General features: G+C 35.6%; 23 protein-coding genes and 2 pseudogenes. 9 read left to right on the top strand and 16 right to left on the bottom strand.

Annotated features, from left to right (window positions below; genetic code table 11):
• Positions 1-27: 27 nt before the first annotated feature.
• The 4 genes and pseudogenes from BGO84_RS01995 to BGO84_RS01980 form a co-directional block, all read left to right on the top strand.
• Positions 28-243 (top strand): annotated as a pseudogene (locus BGO84_RS01995) (PcfJ domain-containing protein); the annotation flags it as partial.
• Complete coding sequence (locus BGO84_RS01990) at positions 240-425, top strand: hypothetical protein (RefSeq protein WP_291027198.1); 186 nt, start codon at positions 240-242, stop codon at positions 423-425. The pseudogene BGO84_RS01995 and the gene BGO84_RS01990, both read left to right, overlap by 4 nt.
• Positions 415-594: an NADH-quinone oxidoreductase subunit F gene (locus tag BGO84_RS01985; protein WP_291027196.1), complete on the top strand. Its 180-nt coding sequence runs from the start codon at positions 415-417 to the stop codon at positions 592-594. The genes BGO84_RS01990 and BGO84_RS01985 overlap by 11 nt, the downstream gene beginning before the upstream one ends.
• 187 nt (positions 595-781) lie before the next feature.
• Positions 782-2287 (top strand): hypothetical protein, encoded by a 1506-nt coding sequence (locus BGO84_RS01980; protein ID WP_291027194.1) that lies wholly within the window; start codon positions 782-784, stop codon positions 2285-2287.
• A 468-nt stretch (positions 2288-2755) separates the two neighbouring features.
• Here the strand turns inward: BGO84_RS01980 and BGO84_RS01975 are convergent, their stop codons facing one another.
• The 4 genes from BGO84_RS01975 to BGO84_RS01960 all read right to left on the bottom strand — a co-directional run bounded on the left by BGO84_RS01975 (position 2756) and on the right by BGO84_RS01960 (position 6102).
• Positions 2756-3103: an Hsp20/alpha crystallin family protein gene (locus BGO84_RS01975; RefSeq protein ID WP_291027192.1), complete on the bottom strand. Its 348-nt coding sequence runs from the start codon at positions 3101-3103 to the stop codon at positions 2756-2758.
• Between the two features lie 199 nt (positions 3104-3302).
• Positions 3303-3782 (bottom strand): hypothetical protein, encoded by a 480-nt coding sequence (locus BGO84_RS01970; protein WP_291027190.1) that lies wholly within the window; start codon positions 3780-3782, stop codon positions 3303-3305.
• Between the two features lie 199 nt (positions 3783-3981).
• Positions 3982-4419: an Hsp20/alpha crystallin family protein gene (locus tag BGO84_RS01965; protein ID WP_026627218.1), complete on the bottom strand. Its 438-nt coding sequence runs from the start codon at positions 4417-4419 to the stop codon at positions 3982-3984.
• A gap of 648 nt (positions 4420-5067) precedes the next feature.
• Complete coding sequence (locus tag BGO84_RS01960; RefSeq protein ID WP_291027188.1) at positions 5068-6102, bottom strand: RelA/SpoT domain-containing protein; 1035 nt, start codon at positions 6100-6102, stop codon at positions 5068-5070.
• 493 nt (positions 6103-6595) lie between these two features.
• Here BGO84_RS01960 and BGO84_RS01955 point away from each other — a divergent pair, with 493 nt between their 5' ends.
• Positions 6596-6895, top strand: a complete 300-nt coding sequence (locus BGO84_RS01955; RefSeq protein WP_026627220.1) for an RNA-binding protein — start codon at positions 6596-6598, stop codon at positions 6893-6895.
• Between the two features lie 133 nt (positions 6896-7028).
• Here the strand turns inward: BGO84_RS01955 and BGO84_RS01950 are convergent, their stop codons facing one another.
• The 4 genes from BGO84_RS01950 to BGO84_RS01935 all read right to left on the bottom strand — a co-directional run bounded on the left by BGO84_RS01950 (position 7029) and on the right by BGO84_RS01935 (position 10298).
• Entirely contained in the window at positions 7029-7469 is a 441-nt protein-coding gene (locus BGO84_RS01950; RefSeq protein WP_291027200.1) for a cold-shock protein, read from the bottom strand.
• 134 nt (positions 7470-7603) lie between these two features.
• Entirely contained in the window at positions 7604-7843 is a 240-nt protein-coding gene (locus BGO84_RS01945; protein WP_291027186.1) for a hypothetical protein, read from the bottom strand.
• A gap of 24 nt (positions 7844-7867) precedes the next feature.
• A complete protein-coding gene (locus BGO84_RS01940; RefSeq protein WP_291027184.1) occupies positions 7868-8983 on the bottom strand; it encodes a DEAD/DEAH box helicase in 1116 nt (371 codons plus the stop codon).
• A 235-nt stretch (positions 8984-9218) separates the two neighbouring features.
• Positions 9219-10298: a nitronate monooxygenase family protein gene (locus BGO84_RS01935; RefSeq protein WP_291027182.1), complete on the bottom strand. Its 1080-nt coding sequence runs from the start codon at positions 10296-10298 to the stop codon at positions 9219-9221.
• 441 nt (positions 10299-10739) lie between these two features.
• Between BGO84_RS01935 and BGO84_RS01930 the strand changes: the two genes are divergently transcribed.
• Positions 10740-11951, top strand: coding sequence for a DUF6051 family protein (locus BGO84_RS01930; RefSeq protein ID WP_291027180.1), 1212 nt, complete (start codon positions 10740-10742; stop codon positions 11949-11951).
• Between the two features lie 533 nt (positions 11952-12484).
• On the opposite strand, the gene BGO84_RS01925 is transcribed toward BGO84_RS01930, so the two are convergent.
• Positions 12485-13408 carry a mechanosensitive ion channel domain-containing protein gene (locus BGO84_RS01925; protein ID WP_291027178.1) on the bottom strand — a complete coding sequence of 308 codons (924 nt, stop codon included), beginning with the start codon at positions 13406-13408 and terminating at the stop codon, positions 12485-12487.
• Between the two features lie 127 nt (positions 13409-13535).
• Positions 13536-15704: a bifunctional alpha,alpha-trehalose-phosphate synthase (UDP-forming)/trehalose-phosphatase gene (locus BGO84_RS01920; protein ID WP_291027176.1), complete on the bottom strand. Its 2169-nt coding sequence runs from the start codon at positions 15702-15704 to the stop codon at positions 13536-13538.
• A gap of 141 nt (positions 15705-15845) precedes the next feature.
• Here BGO84_RS01920 and BGO84_RS01915 point away from each other — a divergent pair, with 141 nt between their 5' ends.
• The 3 genes from BGO84_RS01915 (at position 15846) to BGO84_RS01905 (ending at position 19687) form a co-directional block, all read left to right on the top strand.
• On the top strand, positions 15846-17639 hold the full coding sequence (locus BGO84_RS01915) for a glycoside hydrolase family 15 protein (protein ID WP_291027174.1): 1794 nt from the start codon (positions 15846-15848) through the stop codon (positions 17637-17639).
• Positions 17640-17813: 174 nt separating this feature from the next.
• Complete coding sequence (locus BGO84_RS01910) at positions 17814-17936, top strand: hypothetical protein (RefSeq protein WP_291027172.1); 123 nt, start codon at positions 17814-17816, stop codon at positions 17934-17936.
• 398 nt (positions 17937-18334) lie between these two features.
• Positions 18335-19687 (top strand): lysine 2,3-aminomutase, encoded by a 1353-nt coding sequence (locus tag BGO84_RS01905; protein WP_291027170.1) that lies wholly within the window; start codon positions 18335-18337, stop codon positions 19685-19687.
• A gap of 485 nt (positions 19688-20172) precedes the next feature.
• Here the strand turns inward: BGO84_RS01905 and BGO84_RS01900 are convergent, their stop codons facing one another.
• From BGO84_RS01900 to BGO84_RS01875, 6 genes and pseudogenes are all read right to left on the bottom strand, one after another.
• Positions 20173-20628 carry a DUF3872 domain-containing protein gene (locus BGO84_RS01900; RefSeq protein ID WP_291027168.1) on the bottom strand — a complete coding sequence of 152 codons (456 nt, stop codon included), beginning with the start codon at positions 20626-20628 and terminating at the stop codon, positions 20173-20175.
• A 13-nt stretch (positions 20629-20641) separates the two neighbouring features.
• Positions 20642-21223, bottom strand: coding sequence for a conjugal transfer protein TraO (locus BGO84_RS01895; protein WP_291027166.1), 582 nt, complete (start codon positions 21221-21223; stop codon positions 20642-20644).
• Positions 21224-21263: 40 nt separating this feature from the next.
• On the bottom strand, positions 21264-22214 hold the full coding sequence (traN, locus tag BGO84_RS01890; protein WP_291027164.1) for a conjugative transposon protein TraN: 951 nt from the start codon (positions 22212-22214) through the stop codon (positions 21264-21266).
• Between the two features lie 51 nt (positions 22215-22265).
• Complete coding sequence (gene traM / locus BGO84_RS01885) at positions 22266-23642, bottom strand: conjugative transposon protein TraM (protein WP_291027162.1); 1377 nt, start codon at positions 23640-23642, stop codon at positions 22266-22268.
• Positions 23642-23911 (bottom strand): TraL conjugative transposon family protein, encoded by a 270-nt coding sequence (locus BGO84_RS01880; RefSeq protein ID WP_291027160.1) that lies wholly within the window; start codon positions 23909-23911, stop codon positions 23642-23644. Before BGO84_RS01880 ends, traM begins: the two co-directional genes overlap by 1 nt.
• Before the next feature lie 8 nt (positions 23912-23919).
• Positions 23920-24032: pseudogene (locus BGO84_RS01875) on the bottom strand (conjugative transposon protein TraK); the annotation flags it as partial.

The following is a 24032-nucleotide window of genomic DNA, read 5'->3' as shown; positions in this document are numbered from 1 at the left end:
TGGTGCTTATGAATAGTGATGCATAAGCATCATTGCGTAGCAGGGTATCACTCAAAAGCCGATTCGCTGATACTTTCAGCTTGTATTGACGGCAAACGCATCGAAACCATTGAAGTCTCAATATCTCAACTAAAAGTTATCCAAAGCCGTGGAGTATGTAATAAGAATACCAAACACCACAACAAGATAATTCAACTTGTAGAGCAAAATATATCATTGATAGAAAATAGATTAGCAGCATGATGAAAGAAAATATTTACACCTTGTTTGTTGGCTTCCGAAAATTGGGAGAATTCAAATCTATTTTGGAAGCCAAGAAATTTGCTCAAAGTAGCAATCTGGCAGGAGTTTTTAATCTCATTGGAGAGTATTATAGAGATAGTTGGTATGTATTTAAATCAGAGGTAAAAGACAATGAAAATTAAAGATATAACAGGGAAGATAATCGAAGTAACAAATTTGAATAAGGCTATCAGACAATGCAAATTATGTCGAAGTAGTCCATTTCGGATGGATTCGGGGCATACAGTTGGAGAAAACTACACATTAATGCTCCGACAATTGGAAGAACTGAAACATAAATCAGAAACTTGACGGCGGAGAGAAATTTCCGCCGCCTTCTTTTTCCATGAGCCGTTAGCAGGACTTATGCGAAGAAAAAGAAGCAAAAAGCCGACAGAGTCCAATATATTATGTAAATAAATGAAGTAGTATAATGGTAAAGATTGTAACTTTACTCTGAATGTCTTACCTTTAATTGATGTTTTATTTGTAATGAATCATGCCAAGAACAATTATTGCTATACAATCTATTTCTGACGCAATACCAAAATATCGAATATGGTATCGCTATTATGATCATATTTTTATATCAGTTATCTGTTCAGGAGATAGGAAGTCATATCTCCGAAGAAAAACAGCGTTCCAAGAAGTAAAGGCTGATAATCCGATGTGTGCATGGCACTCAGATTGGCAATATAAATGTATTGAATATAATTATGGATTGGAAGCTGGAAATATCCGGACGTATGAAGTCGTAGTCGAACATGAAGGAGAGATGCACCGAATTGATAGCCTTGTAAATACTACAGCTATAGAGTTTCAGCATTCATTGGAGGTTTCTCTAAATGAAATTGACTCTAGGTTTATAGCTCATGAAGCATTGGGTTATACACCATACTTAATATTAGATTTTACAGACTTCTCTTCTATCTCTACCTTTTCTAAGTTTACTGATCTTTCTAGTAAGAATATTGAATTTTACATGACATCATATAAAAGCAATGATGTTATTATATCTTTTCTTAAAAAAGTAAAGAAGTGGCTTAATTCAGAATATTTTTACAAAAAAAATCTGTTTCTTGATTTTTCAGATCAAATTATCAGATTAACTCCGCATCTCAAATGTAAAATTCTAAAATACAGTAAAGAAAAGTTTATAAAAAATCTCTTATGCCTTGAAGATGATATTCAGAATGAACTGACTAAAGAAAAAAAGCAGCTTGATTTTGAAAAAGCACTAAAAGCACAAGAGAGGGAAAAAGCTGATGCTGAAAGAGCTGCTGAAGTTGAAAGAAAGATAAAGGAAAATAGAGAAGAGATCAAAAGCAGTAACCGTTTCTCTTGGTATCGAAAATGTTTACAGAATAACTTAATTACAAGAGCTTTATGCAGCCTTTTAGACTATGAGGTGTATGTAAAATATCAATTTTATGAAAGTAAAAATGGCAATATTTCTCGCAAGCATCATATTTATAATTTATTTTCATCTGCCTATTTTGATCCTGTGGTTGAGATCCAATATGTCATAAACAGTATAAGTAAAGATGATAGTTATGAGTTCTTATATTCCGAAATTAACTTAATAAAAAAAGAAGGAGAAGGCTTTTTGCGTTATGTGTTTGAACAAAAGCCAAAACAAAAAATTCAGTTTAAATCTAAGCGATTAGAATACGTTAAAGGGGTATTACACTCAACAAGTTCTCAAGCCTTATGTGTTTACAATGACAAAGGTAAGATCGTTGCAAATGAGTATTACTTATTTAACACTAAAGTAACAAAGGAAGAATGGGATTTATTAAGTACTTATTATGAAACTGGAGGATTCCCTGACTATGTGAGTGATACTCAAAAGTTAGCTTTGAAGAATATTATGGAAGTAATTGAAAGGAATGATACACCTGATTTTCGACGGTATTTTTATCAAAATGATTTTCCGATGAATGTTAGAAAAAAATATTATGATAAAATCCAAGAGCAAGAGCCCTTGAGAGCAAAACATTTGTAGCAAAAAAATTCCGCCATTGTCGCTATCGTAGCTATATCTGTAATAATACTAGTAACAACTCCAACCTTAATCCAGATGCATTCAGTATATTTTTTTAGAAATATTTACTTCTTACTTATTTAGATAATTCATGAAATTATCTTTACTAAAATCTGACACAAATGTAAACTTCCATCTTCTAGAGCAAGACTCTCATTTTTATCTGCAAATCAATTTTGTTGTTCTCTTTAAATCATTGTTTGAAATACTTTCTAAGAGTTGATCTATCAAAATGTTAACAATCTACACAATAATGCAACAATAAATATTTTGGAATGCTTAGTTAGAATTTATGTCCTCATTATCTATTGACTAATCTATTTCACAAATAATTGAAAGAATTATTCCTTTATCCCTTATTTGTTTACTAATTAGTAATCAATATACAAAATGGTATAGATAAAATAAAAGCCTTCAAATTGAAGGCTTTTATTTTTCAATAGGAAAAATAACTTTTACATGCCCATTTTTTATTTGATAATAATAACGGTGTAAATCTACATAGTTGGGAATCTTTATGCTTCGCAGAAAATGGGATCCTGAATATAATTGTTGTCCTTCCACATTTAGTATACCATTATCAACAAAAACATTTAATTCATTGTCTTTAAACCCCGCGGCAAAAAGATCAACAATAAAGTCATGGAACCGATTTGTATAACTGACCACCGGATAACATTCTTTATAAAAATTCTCATATTGTTCTTTATTCTCAGAATATAAATTTGAAACAAAATTTGAATTATTATTATTAAACTGTAAAATAGAATCTTCCATAATTAAAATTATCTTTTAACTTATACATAACAATTAGTTTAATATTCAAAGTAAAAATATAGATATAAACAACAGTCCACCACAATTAGACCAGCCTGTTGTGTTATTGAAAGAATAATTTTTGCGTAAGATAATGTTGTTTTCAGATATCCTTAATTAGAGCTTTTAATATAATATTTCTATTTTTTATGTTTTCAATTTAATACTTGGTTGGTGGAACTACAGAAGAATAATTACCTCCTTTGAATTGATGTTGGAAAAAATTATTTTTTAAAATATCCATTTGTAAAAATAGGCTGTCGATTTTCCTTCGATTATTTCTAAACCGGTTAGAGAAAAAATCTTTTTTATAAAAATCATACTTCAAAAGTGAATCCTGAAAAAACAAATCATTAAAGAAATATTGTTGCCGAAAAAAAGGATATTTTTGATACAATCGATCCTGGAACAAATTGAAGATACTATCACCTATTAATGTATTTCCTTTGATATTCGAAAAATAAAAAGAATAGGTTGAGTCGTAGCTCACAATGTTCCCATCCTCATCATATTCTTTATTTACTTTTACGGTAGAAGAAGTATCAGGAATATTATCTTCATGAGTCGCAGTATTCTTGTTTTTGTCACACCCGGTAAGCAGTATTGACAAAGCAATAACGAATATTAATAATTGTTTCATAACCCTATTAATTTTTATCGTTATACAATATTCTAAACTGTTAGTTAAGCGATAACTATTCGGTAAACTAGCTTCTTGAAAGAAGCTAGTGATTTAGTTCAATTATTGATATCTCACTTAAAAAAAATATATTTCACAGGTTTATTTGGTTCAAGAATGCCGGACTGGGACTCTAATCCATGCCCGGCATTGAAAGGACCTATTCAATTAAAATTTGACGAACAGGATTGGACTTAGCACCATCTTTCTTCGGTATAACTATTTTTAAAATTCCGTTTTCATATTTAGCTTCAATCTTTTCACTATCGGCAATATTGGGTAGTGTAAAGGAGCGGCTAAATGACTGATAACTGAACTCTCTGCGGGTAAATTGCTGATCATCTTTAGTTTCATTCATTACTTTTTTATCTGATGAAACAGTAAGAAGATCATGGCTTAGTTCAACTTTGAAATCTTCCCGGCAAAAGCCAGGGGCGGCAACTTCTACCTCAAAATTTTCGTTGCCTTCCTTGATATTTACAGATGGCAATGTTGTGTTTGTCGTAGAATAACTACGGTTTCCCAAATCAAACCAATCATTTTCAAAGAAGCGATCGAATAATGTTGGGAAATTGTCTCTAAATCTAACTAATGACATAACTTAATCCTCCATTATTTTAGTTTGACATAAGTAATACTACATAATTGATAAATCAAATCCAATGCCAAAATAAGTGGAGCCATCTATGTGATTAACAACAATTAACCAGGTATAAATAAATTTATCCAATATCTTATTTAAGAACATTATTTCATGTATATATCAAATAAAAAAAATGACATAATGGCAGCTTGGCTGGCTATACACCCATATGGATTCAGGTTATTTATGATCTCAAAAACTTTACAAAAAAACGGCTCAAGATAATAATTTGAGATGCAGGAAGCTTAATCAAGCGTTTGTAACAAACAGATAATCAGAAAAACATCGAGCAAAAAAAACTACAAAAATCATCAGCTTACAGTAATTTATGTGCATCTATGACCGAAATAAAAATTAAAAACAAAGACTCCTTTTTGCCAATAGATAATATTTCTATGGATTAAAACAAAATTAAAGAAAAGCGATTAATAGAGGCTTTCTTTACTTCCTAATTGTAAGATTCAGGTAATATTCGGTTCAAATATATAGGAATGACAGCCTGAATACCTAAACAATATAATAAATAAGCTGATTATGTCAGTTTTGTATATTCCTTTAAGCTGTTATTTCGTATATGTTAGCTCATAAATATCTTATCTCTTTTTACGTTAGCAGCATATCCTGATAAAGCTGAGCAATACGTCTTAAACGCAATGTTCTGTTATTTTCAGAAATAAATGTATTATCCTTTAATATTACAGCAACTTTCTTTCTCAACAATAATAACAACAATAAGTCAGACGAATTTTTATCTATTGTAATATTGATTTTTCTGGTAGCAATATATTGGGAGAATATCTCATATTGCCGGATAGCTGCATCAACAAAATCCTCCCCATGATTTAATAGAGTAGACATAATTGTTTCAGGTGAATTTAGTCTCATACTGACGAATTGATCATATAATAACCCTGCATTATTCGAGAAAGATTCCCCGACTTTCAATAATTCCCCCATCCGGACAGCAAAATCATGCACATCGACAAACTCTCCTTTATGCTCTTTCAGCCTGTCATTTGTAGCCTCTAAAAGTTTTCGAATAACAGTGTCTCCCGATTCGGTAATTAAAGCCAATTGATTGATCAGCTGTTTCTCCTCATTAGATAAATTTCCCGTACGTGGCTTATATTGCAAGTCATGTTCTATTTCATTATATACATGAGATAAAAGGCTGCATACCTGTATTTCACAAGTTGTATTTTTTAAGTTGAAATTCTCAATTAAATATTCTGAAGGTAAAGCTACCTGGCAATGTGTAGCTTTATAGTATTTGCCGTTATCCCCGTTTTTATCTTTAACCTCTATTCTGATAGGCTTTTCAAACTTGCCGACAAATATCTGTTTGATTTCGTTTACTACCTTAGCCCGATCTACTTCCTGATAAGTGATAATACGTACGCCCGCCAGATCACTTATACCCTCAAATACACTATCTACCGATTTATATTTATTGGTTTTTCTTAATTTTTCGGCTAGGCTTGCCGGACTCTTTGCCCGATGTTGGACGGTAGCCCGTATAGTCAGGTTTTTCTGGACTATGTTTTGACACATACTAAAAACTATATCAGCCAGTTTTTTATAACGGTCATATTCTCTGATATATCTTTTAACGGTATCATCGATTAGCTTGTCATTCATGTCTTTGATCAAGTATTTATGTCATGCCCGCTATTATAAGCAATGACTAATTTCATCTTAAAAATACAAATATTTTTTTCCACTCATCCTTTCCGATAAAATAAGTGTTTATTGTATTTATAAATAGCGTTGGATACCCATACCGGAGTTTGGATCTGTAAAGGCTTACTTCCCGAATAGACAAAGGTCTATACAAGGCAAAAATAAAATAACCTGTCTTTTATAAAAAATTAAATTTAGATATAAATAGTGAAAAATTACTATGAATGTAAAATTACGTATTATTCATATGAAAAAAGACAACAATTAACACTATGTCAATATTTTAAAGCATAAACATAGTGATATCTATATATTTAACCGTATCTTTGCTTTAAATATTTGAGTTTTTATTCCAGATTTCATATTTATCCTTCAATTCCACGAGTTTTTAGTTTAAAGTGCTTATTTGCCGTAATTCTCATCTGATTATTTATTTTATAATTTTTTTACAATGAACATTTTTATTGCAGGTTTGAGTTACGATGTTAACGATACCGATTTAAACACTCTTTTTGAGGAGTATGGAGCGATCAATTCAGCTAAAGTTATTATGGACCGTAATACCAGCAGATCTAAAGGTTACGGATTTGTTGAAATGGATAACAGCGAAGAAGCTAATAAAGCAATCTCAGAATTGAACGGAGCTGAATATGACGGAAGAACTATTTCTGTTTCTGAAGCAAGACCCCGTCAGGAAAAAAGTAACAACTCTTACGCAAATAATAGGGGTGGTTATAACAACAGATATTGATACATTTTTGACAGATTCGATATACAATAAGGTAGCTCCGGTGGGGCTACCTTATTTTTTATATTCAGATAGATTTTTCTTTGAAGAAAAGTCTGTATTTAGTTCTGCATCCACTTTTTATATAAGTTGACAGCTAATTGACAAGCCTAATATTAATAGCATTCATCCCTTTCTTGCCACGTTCCAACTCGAATGATACCGGATTTCCTTCTTTTATGGAGGCTGGAGCACTACTGACATGGAAAAAATATTTATCCGTACTTCCTGTATGTTTAATAAAACCATAGCCTTTGTCGGGATTAAAATGTTCTACACGTCCATTCAATATGGGATCTTCCATATCTTCTTTTTTCGGTGTAGAAACAGCAATACTTTCGATCTTGATTTTTCGTTTATTTGTAGGATCAGGAGGAGTATTGGTTATAACTCCGTTTTCATTCACATAAGCAATCATATCCTCAAAAGAATCGGCAGGATTATTTTTTCTTTCTTCCCTTTTTTGTTCTTTCTCTCTTCTTTTTTGTTGCTTCTTTTTTTCTATCTCTTTTTTATTAAATGTACTCGCCATATTTATTCTTAAAATCTTTATTTTGGATTAAAGGGTATGTTTATTTCGCTCTTGTTTTAAGATTCGAAAGAGCAGACCGATTGCGAATTCATCGTTTTTCTGGTTTGATCTTATTCGCTAGGAAAATATTCTGAACGGACTTATATCTTAGAAGCATGTAATCTAAGATAGTTTTCCACGCGTGCATCCACCTCTGCTTGCGAGAGATATGCCGGAAGTTCGATTGTTGTTCTACTGGTAATTGCCACACGAACAACAGCCCCGGCTTTCTCCTTGATGTTCTTTAGTATCAATTCAGCTTGCTGGTTTACCGATGTTCTTTCCGAACGGGTTATTTCCCCTTCCTTCCTATTTGTTGAAGATTTTTGTTTTGCTCCCATATTCGTTTTTTTAAATGTTTAACATTAGCTTGATACAACAAGCTTTTTACCCGTCAGCTTCTGGATATCCCGAAGCATAACCTGCTCATCCTGGGCACAGAATGTCAGGGCAGTACCCGTGTTGCCAGCCCTTCCTGTACGTCCTATACGGTGTACATAAGTTTCGGCTACATCCGGCAGATCATAGTTTATCACCAACTCCAGATGATCGATATCAATTCCCCTGGCTGCTATATCTGTTGCTATCAGGGTTTGTATTTTATGAGATTTGAAATCGGATAAGGCTCGTTGCCTTGCATTCTGAGATTTATTCCCATGAATAGCTGCACTGCCTATTCCCGATTGACTAAGTATCCGAACTATCTTGTCAGCCCCGTGCTTGGTGCGGGAAAATATAAGGGCAGACTTCTTTTTGTCTTTTCTCAATAAGGTTATAAGCAGGTCTTTTTTCTCTTGTTTTTCCACAAAATAAATATATTGGTCTATCGTATCAACAACCGACGAAGCCGGAGCAACCTCCACCTTTACCGGATGATGTAAGATAGAGCGTGAAAGATCAGCTATAGAGGAAGGCATAGTGGCTGAAAAGAAAAGTGTTTGCTTTTCTTTGGGTAGCTTAGGCAGCAAACGCTTGATGTCGTGAACAAATCCCAAATCCAGCATACGGTCAGCTTCATCCAGCACAAAATGACGAATAGAGTTTAAGCTGATAATATTCTGATTCATTAAATCCAGCAGACGCCCCGGAGTAGCGACTAATATATCTACTCCTGCTTTTAGTTCATTTACCTGAGCATGTTGTTTCACTCCTCCATATATCACACAGTGGCGTATACCTGTATAAAGAGTATAGTCTCTCAGGTTTTCATTAATTTGAATTGCCAGCTCCCGGGTAGGAGTTAATATCAATGCTCTGATATCCCTTTTTTTACTATGTACTTTGTTTGAATGTAATTGCTGTATGATCGGTAATGAAAATGCAGCAGTTTTACCTGTACCGGTTTGTGCCAAGCCGAGTATATCGCGATTATCCAGTGCAGGAGCTATAGCCTGCTGTTGTATCGGCGTCGGATGTGTATATCCTTTTTCATTCAGAGCCTTCAAAACGGGCTCAATAATATTTAATTCTTTAAATGTCATGTTTAAATTTTGAACTGTTACATTTGAATAACAGTAACTTTTTGATTTTTACTGTTTCACGATCAATGAAACAGTTTTAATTAATTATATAATATCAGTTGATACCAAACAACTGATGGCTTAAATTACTACCTGCCCTGTCTTTTTAAAAAGTTCAAAAGAAGGTATATCCTTTATAGGGACAGTATAATAAAGATGGTATAATGGAAAGAATATGCTACCAACCTTTGCTTGCTTATACCCTTGCCTTTTCTAATGCTGCATTCAAGAATTCAGCTTTGAGATTAGATATAACTTCTTTTACACTTGATATTTTCTGAGACAGGTGTACATTAATGCCAGTGAAAGCGTAACCTTTTTTCATATTACCTCTTGCTGCCTGATAAAGGCATTGAACAATACAATAGGGACTTTTGGTATAGTCACATGTCTTTATGCAATGGAAGGGGCAACTTTTGGGTGTCTCATTGCCATTTTCCACACTCTGAATAAACTCGCCATTAATGGCTCTACCAGGCATCCCTACAGGACTTTGTATGATCTTTATATCTTCTTGTGTTGCCTTTACGAAGACATTTTTAAATGTCTCGGAAGCATCACATTCATTGGTGGTAACAAATATAGTTCCCATTTGAACACCTGAAGCACCCATTTCGATAAAGCGAAGTATGTCTTTTCCCGAGGAGATTCCCCCTGCAGCAATTACCGGTATATTTTTTTCGTCTTTATACATATCAGTGATGCTTACCACTTCGGGGATAAGATGTTCCAAAGAATATTGTTCATCATCAAGCTGATTCACCTTGAAGCCTAGATGGCCTCCGGCTTTAGGGCCTTCAACAACAATGGCGTCGGGTAAATAACCATAGTTGTTTTTCCATTTGTCACATATTATTTTGGCTGCTCTTGAAGAAGAAACAATCGGTACGAGTTTTGTTTTACTATCATCGGTCAGGAAGGAGGGTAAATCGAAGGGAAGACCTGCACCGGCAAATATAACATCCACTTTTTCAGCAATCGATGTTTTTACCATGTCTGCATAGTTGGTAAGGGCAACCATAATATTTACACCGATTATGCCTTTACTTTTCTCTCTTGCTTTTTGAATTTCTTCTTTTAGTCCGGAAATACATTTGCTTAGATAGTCTCCGGGCGATTTGTGATAAATTAAGCCTAACCCGGCACAGGATATTACGCCGATACCTCCTTCGTTGGCAACAGCCGATGCTAATCCGGACAGGGATACACCGACACCCATTCCACCTTGAATAACAGGAAGTTTTACTTCCAGATTTCCTATAAAAAATGATTTCATCTAATTTACAAAAATGTGTTACGACAAATTGCTTTACACATTCTCGTAACCGGTTAATAATATTAACAAAAAAGCTGATTTTGATGTCGATTTTGACGATGGGAAGATCCGCTAAATAGGAGGCGGAGCAAAACACTGAGAAGAAAGATACAATATAAACTCGATTGCTTAAAGTGCTAAGATACGAAAAAAAATCGATATATTGCTGATTTTATAAATTATAGGATCTACCTTCTCCTTTTGATAAGAGAATAATTGGCTAAGACTATAATCTTATGCCCTATGAGTCTTTTTTCCCGGGTAGCATAGGGAAGAAAAGTGCCTTTATATGATGTTTTATTTCTCTTGCAATTTTCAGACTTTTATAATTATTTTGCATGGATAAAATTCAAAACGAAAGAATTCGATAAAAGAGTAATCTTAATATAAATAGCATAAGTTATGCAATATTTAGATTTATATAATTATTTGAAGTCTATAGAGAATTATACAGAAGACAAGATTGCAATTGACAAAAATCTTGTCATGAGAAATTTCACATTTATATCTAAACAAAAAGAGTTATTGCCCGGGGGGCTAGGAAATACTGATGACTATGAATATAAACCGGCAATGCCTACGGACTATGAGCCGGATATTATCCAGAAAATGTTAAATAAGAAAGATGCGCAAATACAGGAAAACATAAAATTCCGTTACCATGTTATTATGTCATCAACCATCCTCAAGTCAAAGGGTATTATTCTAATGTTTCATGGATTTAATGAAAAATATTGGGCTAAATATCTTCCCTGGGCTAAACAGCTAGCTGATAAGACAGGAAAGGCTATCGTCATGTTCCCCATAGCTTTCCATATGAATAGGGCTCCATCCCTGTGGAGTGATTCTCATAAGATGTATGAGGTCAGCCAACAACGAAAGTTGCGACATCCTGATATTATCTGTTCTAGTTTATCAAATGTTGCGATCAGTACCCGTCTTCACAATAAACCCCAACGTTTTATCTGGTCCGGGTTGCAATCTTACTATGATATTATAGACTTCGTCGAAGATATTAAATTGGGGAATCATCCGGCTATAGAAAGCGATGCCACAATTGATTTTTTCTCCTATTCAATAGGAACTTTTCTTGGGGAGATCTTAATGATGAGTAATAAGAATGGTTATTTCTCTAAATCCAAATATGCAACCTTTTGTGGAGGTGCTGTTTTTAACAGGTTATCTCCTGTTTCGAAATTTATTCTGGATAGTGAGGCCAATGTCAGCTTATATTCATTTGTTGTAGAGCACTTGAAAAGCCATATGCGAAGAGACCGGAAACTTTACGACTATATGAACAGGGAACCGGAAGGTATAAATTTCCAGTGTATGTTAAATTATAAAATGTTTACGGCATATCGGGAAAATCTGTTCCGCAAAATGAGTGAACGGTTTTATAGTATTGTTTTACAAAAAGATGAAGTAGTGCCTCCTTACGAAGTGATAAATACTTTACAAGGAGTATGTAGAGATATCCCCATCAAGATTGACGTTTTAGATTATCCATATAGATATACGCATGAAAATCCATTTCCTGTAAATGGAAAAGATAAGGATGAGATTGACTATCAGTTTAAAATAACCTTCGATAAAATAGGTGATTTTTTATGCTAATGGGTAATTAGAGTACAAATAAAATTAAAAAAAATAAATATTATTTTATATCAAAAGCAAAGATTGAATACTGATTTTTCTTATTTATCCGTCCACAAAAGAACAGCAAGCTGGTAAAATGCCAAATACGGAGCCCTGACGGGTTTTCCTTAGCAGGAAAAGATTTGTCTTATTTACCATTGCTTGCTGTGTGGTAAAAGTTACCGGATAAAAAAGAAAAAATAATGGGGTTGGGGGAGGCGTAGTCCCTGACCGAAGCTCACTGCCATGCTTTGCGGTAATTCTCCTCCAGGAGCTTCTGGATATTACTTTTATGGAGATAATCCCATTGTTCATATTACTTTGATTTGTTAGAGCTACTTCCTTATCTTGCGACTTGCAGTATATTTATGATTTATCTGAGGGAATAGAACCATATTGTATTAGTCTCTGTCGGTACAGGCCGTAAGTATCCGACATACACCTGATTTGCAGGCAGTAGTCCAATTCCTCATTCAAATGATCTCCGTATAGCTTTTCACTCTGTAGCCTAATCATTTAGCCAATCTGTATTTAACAAAAGAATCCGGATATTCTTTATTTATATAATCAATAAGTTTTTCTCTTATATCTACACGTAAATCCCAATTGGAAGAGGCATCTTTACTGCTTAGTAAAACCCGTAGCTCTTTGTACCTTTCTTTGGAATCCGTAACCTGAATATTAGCAACACGCTCATCCCAAAGTGAATGTCCTTGTAGAATTATATCCAAATGCTTTCTTAGAGCATCTACAGGAAAATTATAATCTATATATAAAAATATCGTTCCTAATATATTGGCTGTATTTCTAGTCCAATTCTGAAACGGTTTCTCCAGGAAATACTTAACTGGAAGAACCAGGCGTCGCTCATCCCAGATCTTTACCACGACATACGTTAGGGTTATCTCTTCTATTCGTCCCCACTCACCTTCTACAATAACAACATCGTCCAATCTGATAGGTTGGGTCAGAGCCACCTGGATACCTGAAAATATCGTTGATATACTATTTTGGGCAGCAAATCCAATAACAATACCGGCGATACCTGCTGATGTCAATAGACTAATGCCAATATTGCGAACATTATCGAAACTCATTAAACAGAGAGCAATAATTACGACAGTTATAATAACAATGATAATACCTTCAAAAATCGTCATCTTTGTCAAACTCTTCCTTGCATTAAGATTATCGGATGTTGAAATATTAAGCCTATTCTGTAAATAGTAAAAAACAGCTTTAACTATTTTTATCAACACCCATCCAACGGTTATTATCAACAAAATGTCATTGGCTTTAGAAAGAGAGGCAAAGAATGTCTTGTCGGCAAGAAAAGAATTATGACTAAAAACCTTAAATAGAAGCCAGAAAGAAAGCCATAACAGAGGAACTTTCAGAAGATCAATAATAAAGTCGTCTATTTTACTTTTAGTCATACTAGCACGCCTTTTTAATGTTCTCACCAGAATCTTATAAACAATAAAGACCAAGCCCAATATTCCGAAGAACAGAACAGTACTCAGAAGTATATCCCGTGTGAACTGATATATATTCATTTGTATTTTAATTCTTTATTAGATTTTTCAAAAAAGGTACGGTCTTGGTTTGAGAGGGTAAATTATATTTAGCTGCAGTAGCATTTTTTCCAACTTTAATGGTGATAGCATCGTCTGGAAGAGCAATAAACATTTCTTCATCAGTGGTATCATCCCCGATAGCCAGAACAAAGTCATAATTGTCCATCTTTAATAATCGAACTGCTTCTGAACCCTTATTGAAATTCGATGTTTTGATTTCAATTACTTTATTCCCTCTCATTATTTGCAGATTTAATCGCGAGCAAGGATTAATCAAGCTTTTGATCAATTGATTAACCCTCAGTTCGGCAAGCCATGTATCAACGGCTCTGTAGTGCCATACAATCGCCGTCTTCTTCGTCTCTATTTTGGCTCCTGGAGTCTTACGTGTTGTCTGTTCCAGTATGTGCATAATCTCATCATCCCACTTTATTTCCGGAATATTACTATACCATTTTTCTTTGTCTTTATAATATGCTCCATGTTCGGCTGCCAGACCAATCGATAGATCCTGAAACCATTTATCCAATGTATCCATATCCCTTCCACTATTAATAATGAGCCTGTTTCGTTTGTTTCTTATAATTTCTTCTAAAAGTTGTAATAGTTCTGGTCGTGGGTATGCATTTGCAGGATCTTTGTAGAATGGAGATAATGTACCATCGTAATCAAGTATAATGAGCCTCTTTTGTGCATTGTCATACGCGTCTTTAATATTATTCAAACTTTCGTCTTTAATTACTTTCTCGAACATAGAGTAATTCCGTTCTTTAACATTTTTCAACTCTGAGATAAAATCTTGAGCCCATTGTCCTACTGTTTGAGTTGCTATTGCCTTCTGCATCTTTTTTAATGTAGAGAATTGTTCTTCCTCCGGCATTTCCAATGCTTTTATAATGGCATCATTTATTTCTTTTGTATTTGTGGGATTCACAATGATTGCATCGGAGAGTTCGATTGCGGCTCCTGCCATTTCGCTAAGAATCAGCACTCCGGTATTATTTCTCTTTGTAGCAAGATATTCCTTCGCTACCAAATTCATACCGTCTCGTATAGGTGTTACAAGAGCTATATCAGCCATATAGTACAATGCCGTCAATTCTTCAAAAGAAAAAGAACGATAAAAATAGTAGACCGGATTCCAACTCAATGTCGAATATTTTCCATTAATAGATCCCACCATTTCATCAATTCTTACTTTAAGATCAGAATAAATATCAACAGTGTCTCTTGAAGGTACCACAACCATCACTAAAGAAACTGTACCCCTATATTTCGGGTTGGCTTCAAGAAATTCAGCAAACGCTTGCAACCGTATCAATATTCCTTTACTGTAGTCTAACCTGTCAACCGACAAGATAATCTTACTGCCACTAATACTATTTCTCAATTCTTTTGCTATTAATTCCACTTCAGGGTTAAGTATGGCATTATTATATAATTCATAATTGATCCCCATGGGGAAAGCATCTATATCAATCATCCGTTCTTCCAATTGAATTTCATCCAGTATACATTCGTAGCCTAATACACGATATACAGTACTGATAAAATGCCTCATATAGTCATATGTATGAAACCCTATTAAGTCAGCCCCTAATAGGCCTCGTAATATCTCTGCTCTCTCGGGCAAAACCCTGAATAGCTCATATGAAGGAAAGGGTATGTGATGAAAATAGCCTATATTTATATCTGGAATTTTCTCTCTTAGCATCGCAGGAAGGAGCATTAATTGATAGTCTTGAACCCATACTGTATCCCCCGGCTCTATTATTTCAAGTGCCACATTACAAAATAAAGCATTCACTTCTTTGTAAGACTCCCAATAAGTTGCATTTGATTCTATATAGGAAAAGAAATAATGACATAGCGGCCAAATTGTACTATTACTATATCCTTCATAATAATTTTCAATTTGGTTGACGGATAGATAGACCGGATGGAAATCCAAATCGTCCATCTGAAGATTAATTTTTTGTTTTTGTTTTTCATCATCAACATACATTCCTGCCCATCCAACCCAGCACATTTTTTGTCCCGAATCGATAGAATTAAGTCCGGTCGCAAGCCCTCCTTCACTCCTTATTAGTTTAAGTTCATTATTTTCTTCTATTATTTTTACAGGCAATCTATTAGAGATGACAACAGTTTTCATTTATTATTATGAGTTTTTTTACGTATTAAAGATCGTTAATACATGGCAATATGTATAATTAAAACGTAAAAATGATATCAAATGTTCAAAATTAACAGTGAGAGCTGTTACCTTTATCACAAAAAAATATAATTTATTGAAATGAAAAATTTAGATTATGGAGTTATAGGTAATTGTAGATCAGCTGCATTAGTTTCAAAATATGGAAGTATAGATTGGTTTTGTTTCCCTGACTTCGATTCTCCTTCCCTTTTTGCAAAATTACTAGATAAGGAGAAAGGAGGGTCATTCGCGATAGAAGTCGGGGGCGAATATAAGATAACGCAGGAATATAAACAAGGAACAAATATCTTGCGCACAAGGTTCGAGGCAAAAGAAGGTACTTTTGATGTACTAGACTTCATGCCCAGATACAGAACCTCCGACAGTACATACTATATGCCTGCGGAGATATACAGATATATCAGATTAGTAAATGGTAAACCTCGGTTCAAGATAAGCTACAACCCTGCAATTAATTATGCCAAGGAAAAAGCTGTATTTAGAAAAACATCTGAGTATGTGCGAACAGCTTCTGTCGAAAATGACAAGAATAATTTTTACTTGTATTCTAATTTTGATTTTGATGCTATTCTTGATAAAAAAGAAATAATACTTAATGATGATGGTTTTTTGTTTCTATCATACAACCAGAAACTTGTTACGGTAGACATCAATCGGGTAAAGCTTGAGTATCAAAGAACTAAAGTATATTGGCTTAACTGGAGCTACCGCTCTAAACGGTTTAACGCTTATGGGGATGTCATAGCACGAAGCCTACTTGTTTTGAAATTGATGTCCTTCCAATCGTCGGGAGCCGTACTTGCTGCTCTAACAACAAGTATGCCTGAAACAATCGGCGAAGTACGTAATTGGGATTATCGTTTCTGTTGGATCAGGGACGCCTCCATGTCGATAGAAACATTACTAAAAATGGGACATCAGGGAGCAGCTGCTCGTTTTTTAGGGTTTGTCAAACGTATTTTGAAATCGAAATATGATGAATTCCAAATCATGTATGGTATACGGGGTGAAAGGAATTTGGTTGAAGAGTTCTTACCACATTTGTCAGGTTATGAAAATTCAAAACCCGTACGTATAGGAAATGCCGCTTACAATCAGAAACAAAATGATTCGTTAGGCTATTTGATGGACGTTATCTATAATTATTATTTATTTTTCCCAGGCAATCTGGATGAAATAGAAGAAATGTGGGAGATTGTCCGGAATATAGCAAAGACTGTAATTGCTGAATGGCAGAATAAAGATCAAAGTATTTGGGAATTTAGAAATATAGAAGATCATTTTGTGTTTTCGAAAGTAATGTGTTGGGTTGCACTAGACAGAACCGAAAAAATAGCACAATTATTAAATAAAGATGAATATGCCAAATTGATAAGAGTGGAGGCAGATAAAATTTATCGAGATATATGTGAAAAAGGTTGGGATGAGGAATTGCAAAGTTTCACTCAAGCCTATGGAAATAAGCAAATGGATTCCTCTTTGTTGTTGATCGAACAGTATGGTTTTATTGAAGCTAATGATGAAAGGTATATAAAAACCGTAAGAAAAATTAAAGAAGAATTACTACATGAAGGGTTGATGTATAGGTATAAAAATAGTGATGATTTTGGACTGCCATCTTCAGCTTTTACCATCTGTACATTTTGGATGGTAAGGGCATTATTTGTTGTCGGAGAAAAATCCGATGCTTTAGGCCTATTCAATCAGCTGCTCTCATATTCCAATCATTTAGGCTTATTCAGCGAAGATCTGGATTTCGAGACAAAGCGACAATTGGGTAATTTCCCTCAGGCATATTCCCATTTAGCTTTGATAAATACAGCTAGTCTATTTTCAGAAGAAAGAATATTGTCTCAATTTATTCGGCCTTGATTAAAGGCTGTTTTGACCAAAGTTCTATTTAAAACACAAAACGAAAAATTGTACCGGTGTTTTTATTATATCAATTTTTCGCAACGATAAGTGCTGTCGTATGATAAAGCAGGATCTGCACAGATTATCACAGATAGACAAAATGGAAGGACATGAGGATTCCGATACTATGAAATGTCCAATAATGCAGCAGACAGACAAAGTGCTATCTCAGAATTAAACGAAACTGATTTTGAAAGAAAGCCTATCAGTGCAACGTTGCCTGTCCAAAAGCAGATAGAAGCAGCGGACATATAACAGAAATCGTTATTAATCAAATAATATAGTTGACGGGTAAGAGAGTTCTCTTACCCGTTTTCTGTTTTTGTAATCGGTACCCCGATTATTTTTTGTATATTTACAATCCGGAATCATTTATACAAACGCAATAGCATCCTTTTAGCTGTACCTGTGTTTGTTCCGGATATGATAGTCAATATATCGTTGTGACATATTTTATTTGTAGATAAGATCAAATTTTTTTCTAAATCTTATCTGATATGGCTTGAACTTTATTCAGGTTGGCTTTCTTGTCTCTTAACTGATTATGAATATTCAGCTGATCCTTCTGTACGCTCGAAAACAACATAAAAACAAATTCAAAATACCTGCACTTGGAATATAAGTAAGTGTATCTTAATAATTTAACTGTAAATATGAATAAATCCCGTAATCAATTAAAAACGTACACATTACACAATTATCAATCTATACCTCAGATAGCTGGTATCCCCAAAGAGTTTGTCCGAGATATTGAAATCGTAGGAAGAGTATTACCGTTTAAAACCAATAATTATGTAATAGATGAACTGATAGATTGGGATAATATCGAAACTGATCCGATATTCACATTAAACTTTCCAAGAAAAGGGATGCTTGATAAAAAGCATTATGCAATGATTGAAAAATTATTGGATGAAAATACCGAAAAATCCTTTCTTGACCAGAAGATACAGGAAATCCGCTTGTCCTTGAATCCCAATCCGGCAGGGCAGGAGCATAATGTACCTTCGTTAGGAGAAATAAAACTGAAAGGTATCCAACATAAATATCCTGAAACGGTATTGTTCTTTCCCAGTCAGGGACAAACCTGTCATGCTTATTGCACTTTTTGTTTCCGGTGGCCTCAATTCTCAGGAATGAGCGGATTAAAATTTGCGATGAAAGAAGCGGACTTATTACTTAAGTACCTGCGAGTCCATAAAGAGGTGACAGATGTCCTGTTTACAGGCGGAGATCCGATGGTTATGAATGCAGCCATTCTTAGTAGCTATATTAAACCCTTGTTAACTTCTGATTTTGATCATATCCGTACCATACGTATCGGAACAAAGTCATTAGCCTACTGGCCATACAGGTATCTGACTGACACCGATAGTGATGATGTCATCCGTTTATTTGAAGAGATTAACAAATCGGGAAAGAACCTGTCGATTCAGGCGCATTTCAATCATCCCAGAGAACTTTCGACCGAAGCAGTCAAACAAGCCATTATGCGTATCCGAAGTACCGGAGCACAAATACGGACTCAGTCTCCACTGCTAAAGCATATCAACGATAAGCCTGAAATATGGGCGCAGATGTGGCGAAAGCAAGTCGATCTGGGCTGCATTCCTTACTATATGTTTATCGCCCGGGATACCGGTTCTAAACAATACTTTGAAATTCCTCTGGAAAGATGTTGGAATATCTTCCGCAGAGCTTATCAGCAGGTGAGTGGTTTATGCAGGACAGTAAGAGGCCCGAGTATGAGTGATCATGCCGGAAAGATACAGGTGTTAGGTGTACAGGAGATTAAAGATGAAAAGATATTTATACTTCGTTTTATCCAGGGACGTAATCCCAAATGGGTGGATATTCCTTTTTTTGCAGAATACAATCCTAAAGCGACCTGGTTCAACCAGCTCAAACCGGCATTCGGCGAAGACAAATTTTTCTTTGAAGAAGATCGTCATAAACTTATAGATACAAAGCCTTTCTTGTTTGACCATAAAACAGATAATCTGTGAATAAAAAACGCTACGACGAAATGACCTCAAGTAGGAAATATGAAAATCTGGTGGTAATGTTTCAAGGTATTGATTTCCTACATCTGCACTATAAGTGACAATTGAATGTTCTTCCATGTATCTACTAATTTTTTTCCAGATCCAGTAATGCTTTTCGATGTTAACATCTGAATAACCTTTTTCTATTAAAGCTCTCCCACAATTTTCAATGAGAGAGCTGATTTTTTGATCTTTAATCATTTTATGTTCACTTTTGACGGAATGCGACATTGCCTTCCTGAGAAAAAGTTACATATTATTATCATAAAATATTATCAAAATAAACTTTGTTAATCAGTGGTCTACATGAAAAATACAACTCTTACGTTGGATAATAAATTAATCAGGATAACCCCACAGTTCAACATCTATAGGAGCAGTTACATAGGCATAAATCATATTTACCCAAGTAGCTATGTATGAGATTACCATCATCGTCATCATGGCTATTCCGCTTCTATTGGTAAATCTTCCTCGTTACCTCGGTCATTTTGGAAAGAAAACGTCTTTTGAACCACCTGCCCGAAACTATCTTCGATATAGACATCTATCACTTGCTGGTCGGTACAATAGGAAGTGTAATACATTCGAAAGGTTTCTTTTTCCAAAAGATACAAGTCATTTGGTAGAAGGATAGTCCCATTATCGAGTTGTAATTGACCTTTGCCATCTACCTGAAAATACCGAATATAGAATTTGGTATCTTGAAAGTTACCTTCCTTTACAATCTGTGCACGGATTTCCGCCACCTCTCCCTGAACGATCTTTTTCTGAACTGGCATACAAACCAGATCAAATGCGTAAACCTTATTAATATCCATATCGCTACTACAGGCTGAGGCCAGCAGCATTATCACTGCCAGCCACGCTGTTATTCCGAAGAAAGTTTTTATTTTTTTCATTTTGTATTGTCTCTTAGTTGATTATAAATTTGATTCCTACACCGAACTGCCCATGAAAATGTCCTGTAGAGTTACCCCAGAGGATGCGTTCCCGCCCTGTAACGAGCAATACAACACGGTCTGTCAGGTACGTTTCAATCTCTAATGTGATAGCCCCACCGTAGATGAAGGCATCCTTATGTTGGAGTGTAGAACCATCATATAAAGTCTTTTCGCCCCAGTTCGATGTTTCATAGCCTGCAAGAGCAGAAACACCCAAAGAGAGAAAAACTGTTTTGGACGGATCAGTCAGAAAGTTGTAGTAATAACCTCCTTCACCTGTGAACTGAGCTATTGGCAATCGTTTTTCCCGATAAGGATAATAGCGTTCCAGATACTCCGCTCCAAACACCCATTTGTTACCGTTCTTGGCATAAGTCGCCATTGCCACCCCAAAATAGTACCCCGCTTCATTATCGTTCTTGGACGAATAGATTCCATCCACCATGCCTCCCATTAGTTGTATACCCCTCATACCCGACAGTGAACGTTGAGCGTATGCTCCACCCGAAAAGGCGAAGCACGACACAACTATTAACATTATTATTTTTCTCATGATTATATCGTCTATGTGTTAATAAAAAAGTCTGAGACTTTTATTTCACTTTCAATTCGTTAATAACCTTTGCACGAATCAGATCGGCATTATCCAAAGTAAACCGCTGATGGCGTCCACCTTCCTGTTCATTGAGTTCAACAACCAACATTTTGTCATCGGGAATTGTGAATTTCGCCAAAGTAAAAATCATGCGTTCTGTCTGTTGTCCACCTATCAACATCAAATTATTGTAGGCACGAAGTGGCCAAATCACCTGCTCCTGAATAGCAGTCCGTTTGGCTACTTTTTTATCTACAATCTTAAATGTGATAAAGTCCACATTGAACGGTACGTTGGATGAATTTTTCAGTTGCAAATGAAAATACAATAGTCCGTTATGGGTATAAATACCTTTCAGCGTGTGCTGTATTCCGAAACGCTTCGAACCAATATGCTTTATCTCACGGTCATTGTTCTTGTGTATAGACTGCATAATTAATTTGACCAACAAGGGTGATTCTTGCCCCAATTCCTGCATATAGACCGCAAGGGCATTGTTCGGGAGGTTGACCGCTTCGCCATCGTGCAAAAAGTCTGTCATCTCAATAGATAATTTTACAGGCTCATCTGCATATTTTACGTTAAAAGTATAGTATGCACCATCTTCGGTGATGACAGATAAATTGCTTTCTCTACTGAAATCCCGCAAAGCTGCTTTCACTCTCAATACATTGTCCGTGCCATCCGCTTTTGCTGCGAGAAGATCTGCCGACCCTAAATCGACATAGCGAATAGCTGATGGGAATATTACGTGCACAGTTTTATTAGATGTGACCTCCAGAGCATAAGGCGGTATCATTCTATCGAAGGTCAGCGGACGGGTAAAACTCTCGTAATAGTCACCTGTTGTCGGTTTGGTATGCACCACAATAGTGTCTTGTGGTACTTCTTGTGCATGGGATGTAAATACACTTACAGCAAGCATTAATATAAAAAAGATTCGTTTCATATTCGTGATTTTAAATTTGTTAAACATTAATTTTTTAGTGGTTTTTCTTGTTTAGTTTTCTTTGGGTAGTAACAGAAGCTTGTAGTTTGCTTTGAGGGTAACTTTTACTACACTCATCTTTTTACTGATGTATTGCGAAGCTCCTTGTATCAAACCCTTGCCCATATCGGCAGCCAATTGTGAGCCGGCATTATCCGAGATCATAATGCTTGTACCTGCCGACGATGCTAATGTAGATGCTACTTCTTTGGCTGCTTTTACCTCGTCATTGTTGGGAACAAAGATTCCGGATTGACCATCCATATCGTACACTTGCAGTTCAACCGGAATAATGTTTCCTGCATATTGAATGGAATTGATCGTTACTTCCAGACGTTCGCCACCAATCCGACAAGCTCCTGTTACCAAGGTATTGGCAGGGATCAGGATGTTTCCTGCCCGCATTGGCTCTAAAAGACGAAGTTGTACTTCTTTGCCATTAGTCAGAGTCACAGTTTGGTTTACACAAGCACGAATACTGTTCTTATCCTGTATTCCCTCATTGCCTGCGGCAGTGAGAAAATTCTTATTTCGGGGCTTGCTGTACGAGGCTATAAATTCATCCTTAGACATCGGAGCAGCCAATAGAGATACAACATTGTGATGCACTTGTTTAACGGGTTTTATCTTAACCTTATCGCCTGTACGTGTCACACTTGCTTCTTCTACCTGTTGTTCTCCTGTCTGCATAGGCATATAGCGTGCTGCCATCTGGTAGGATTTCTCAAGTAAAGCGGTCTGTTCGTCCTCTTCTGCTTTTTTCGCCTCGGCTTCTTCTTGCTTTCGTTCCAATTCCTGTAGCCGCTGTTCCATAGCTGACTGCGATTGTTTGCCTGTTTCGGAAGGCTTTTCGTACCAATCGCCTAATTGCTTATTAATATCCTGATAAGCCGTTGCTGATGATTGTATTGCACGAGGTGTTGAACTTCGGGGCTGTTCTACTTGCAAAGAAGTATTGTAGGCATTGTCCTTCTGTTCATAATTGTTTTGCTCGGTATCGTTGAACATAGAAGAAAAATCCTGTAAAGACTTCATTTTCTCTCGTTCCTTTTGTCGCATCGCTTCCCGTTCGTAAGCATCCCGTTTGCCTTCCACAATGCCTTCGTCTTTGGGTACGGGTAGTTCGGCATTGAATCCCGTGAGTCCTACCGCTTGCTCTTTCCCATCATCCGACGGAGCAAAGATCAGCCACATCGCACCACCAAAGATTAAGAAGAATAGCGGCATGATCAACAACTTCTTTCGCTTCTGTCTCTCTGCCATTGAAAGCTCTTGCTTTGGCGGTTTCTGAGGTTCTTTCTTCGCTTCCGATTTATTATCCGGTACAGATGGCTGTTCTTCGGGAATAGTTTCGGGAGAAGTTTCTTTATTCAAATCTTCCTGTTCCATTATTCTACTGATTTTAGATTGTTAATACTATCTCGCTGTTGTTCCACTTGTAGTTTCAGCGATTCGATCTGCTCTATCCGCATCTTTTCTGCCTTATTTTTACCGAAATTGTAAATAGAAGAAAAGGTCATGTAGATGGAAAGACCGCCAAAAAGAAGGAACATCGCTATCACAAGGATAATCCGTCTGTCAGGGGTCAGCCTGCCGAGTATTCCTCGCAGGCCGTCCTCCAACCATTCATTGATCTGTTTCATTATCTTTCGTATCATAGCTTTATCTATCTTTCCGATATCCGAATATCCCGATTCTCTACAATCTCGAATTTCTCCATCGTGAAACCGTGAGGGTTATTGTCCGAGCGTACCGAGTTGATCAGATTGCAACGGGTAA

Origin of the sequence: Dysgonomonas sp. 37-18 (assembly GCF_001899125.1) — a bacterium.
Taxonomy (GTDB): Bacteria; Bacteroidota; Bacteroidia; order Bacteroidales; family Dysgonomonadaceae; genus Dysgonomonas.
Note: the sequence above shows the minus strand (reverse complement) of the source record. Positions and strands in the feature narration are given on the sequence as shown.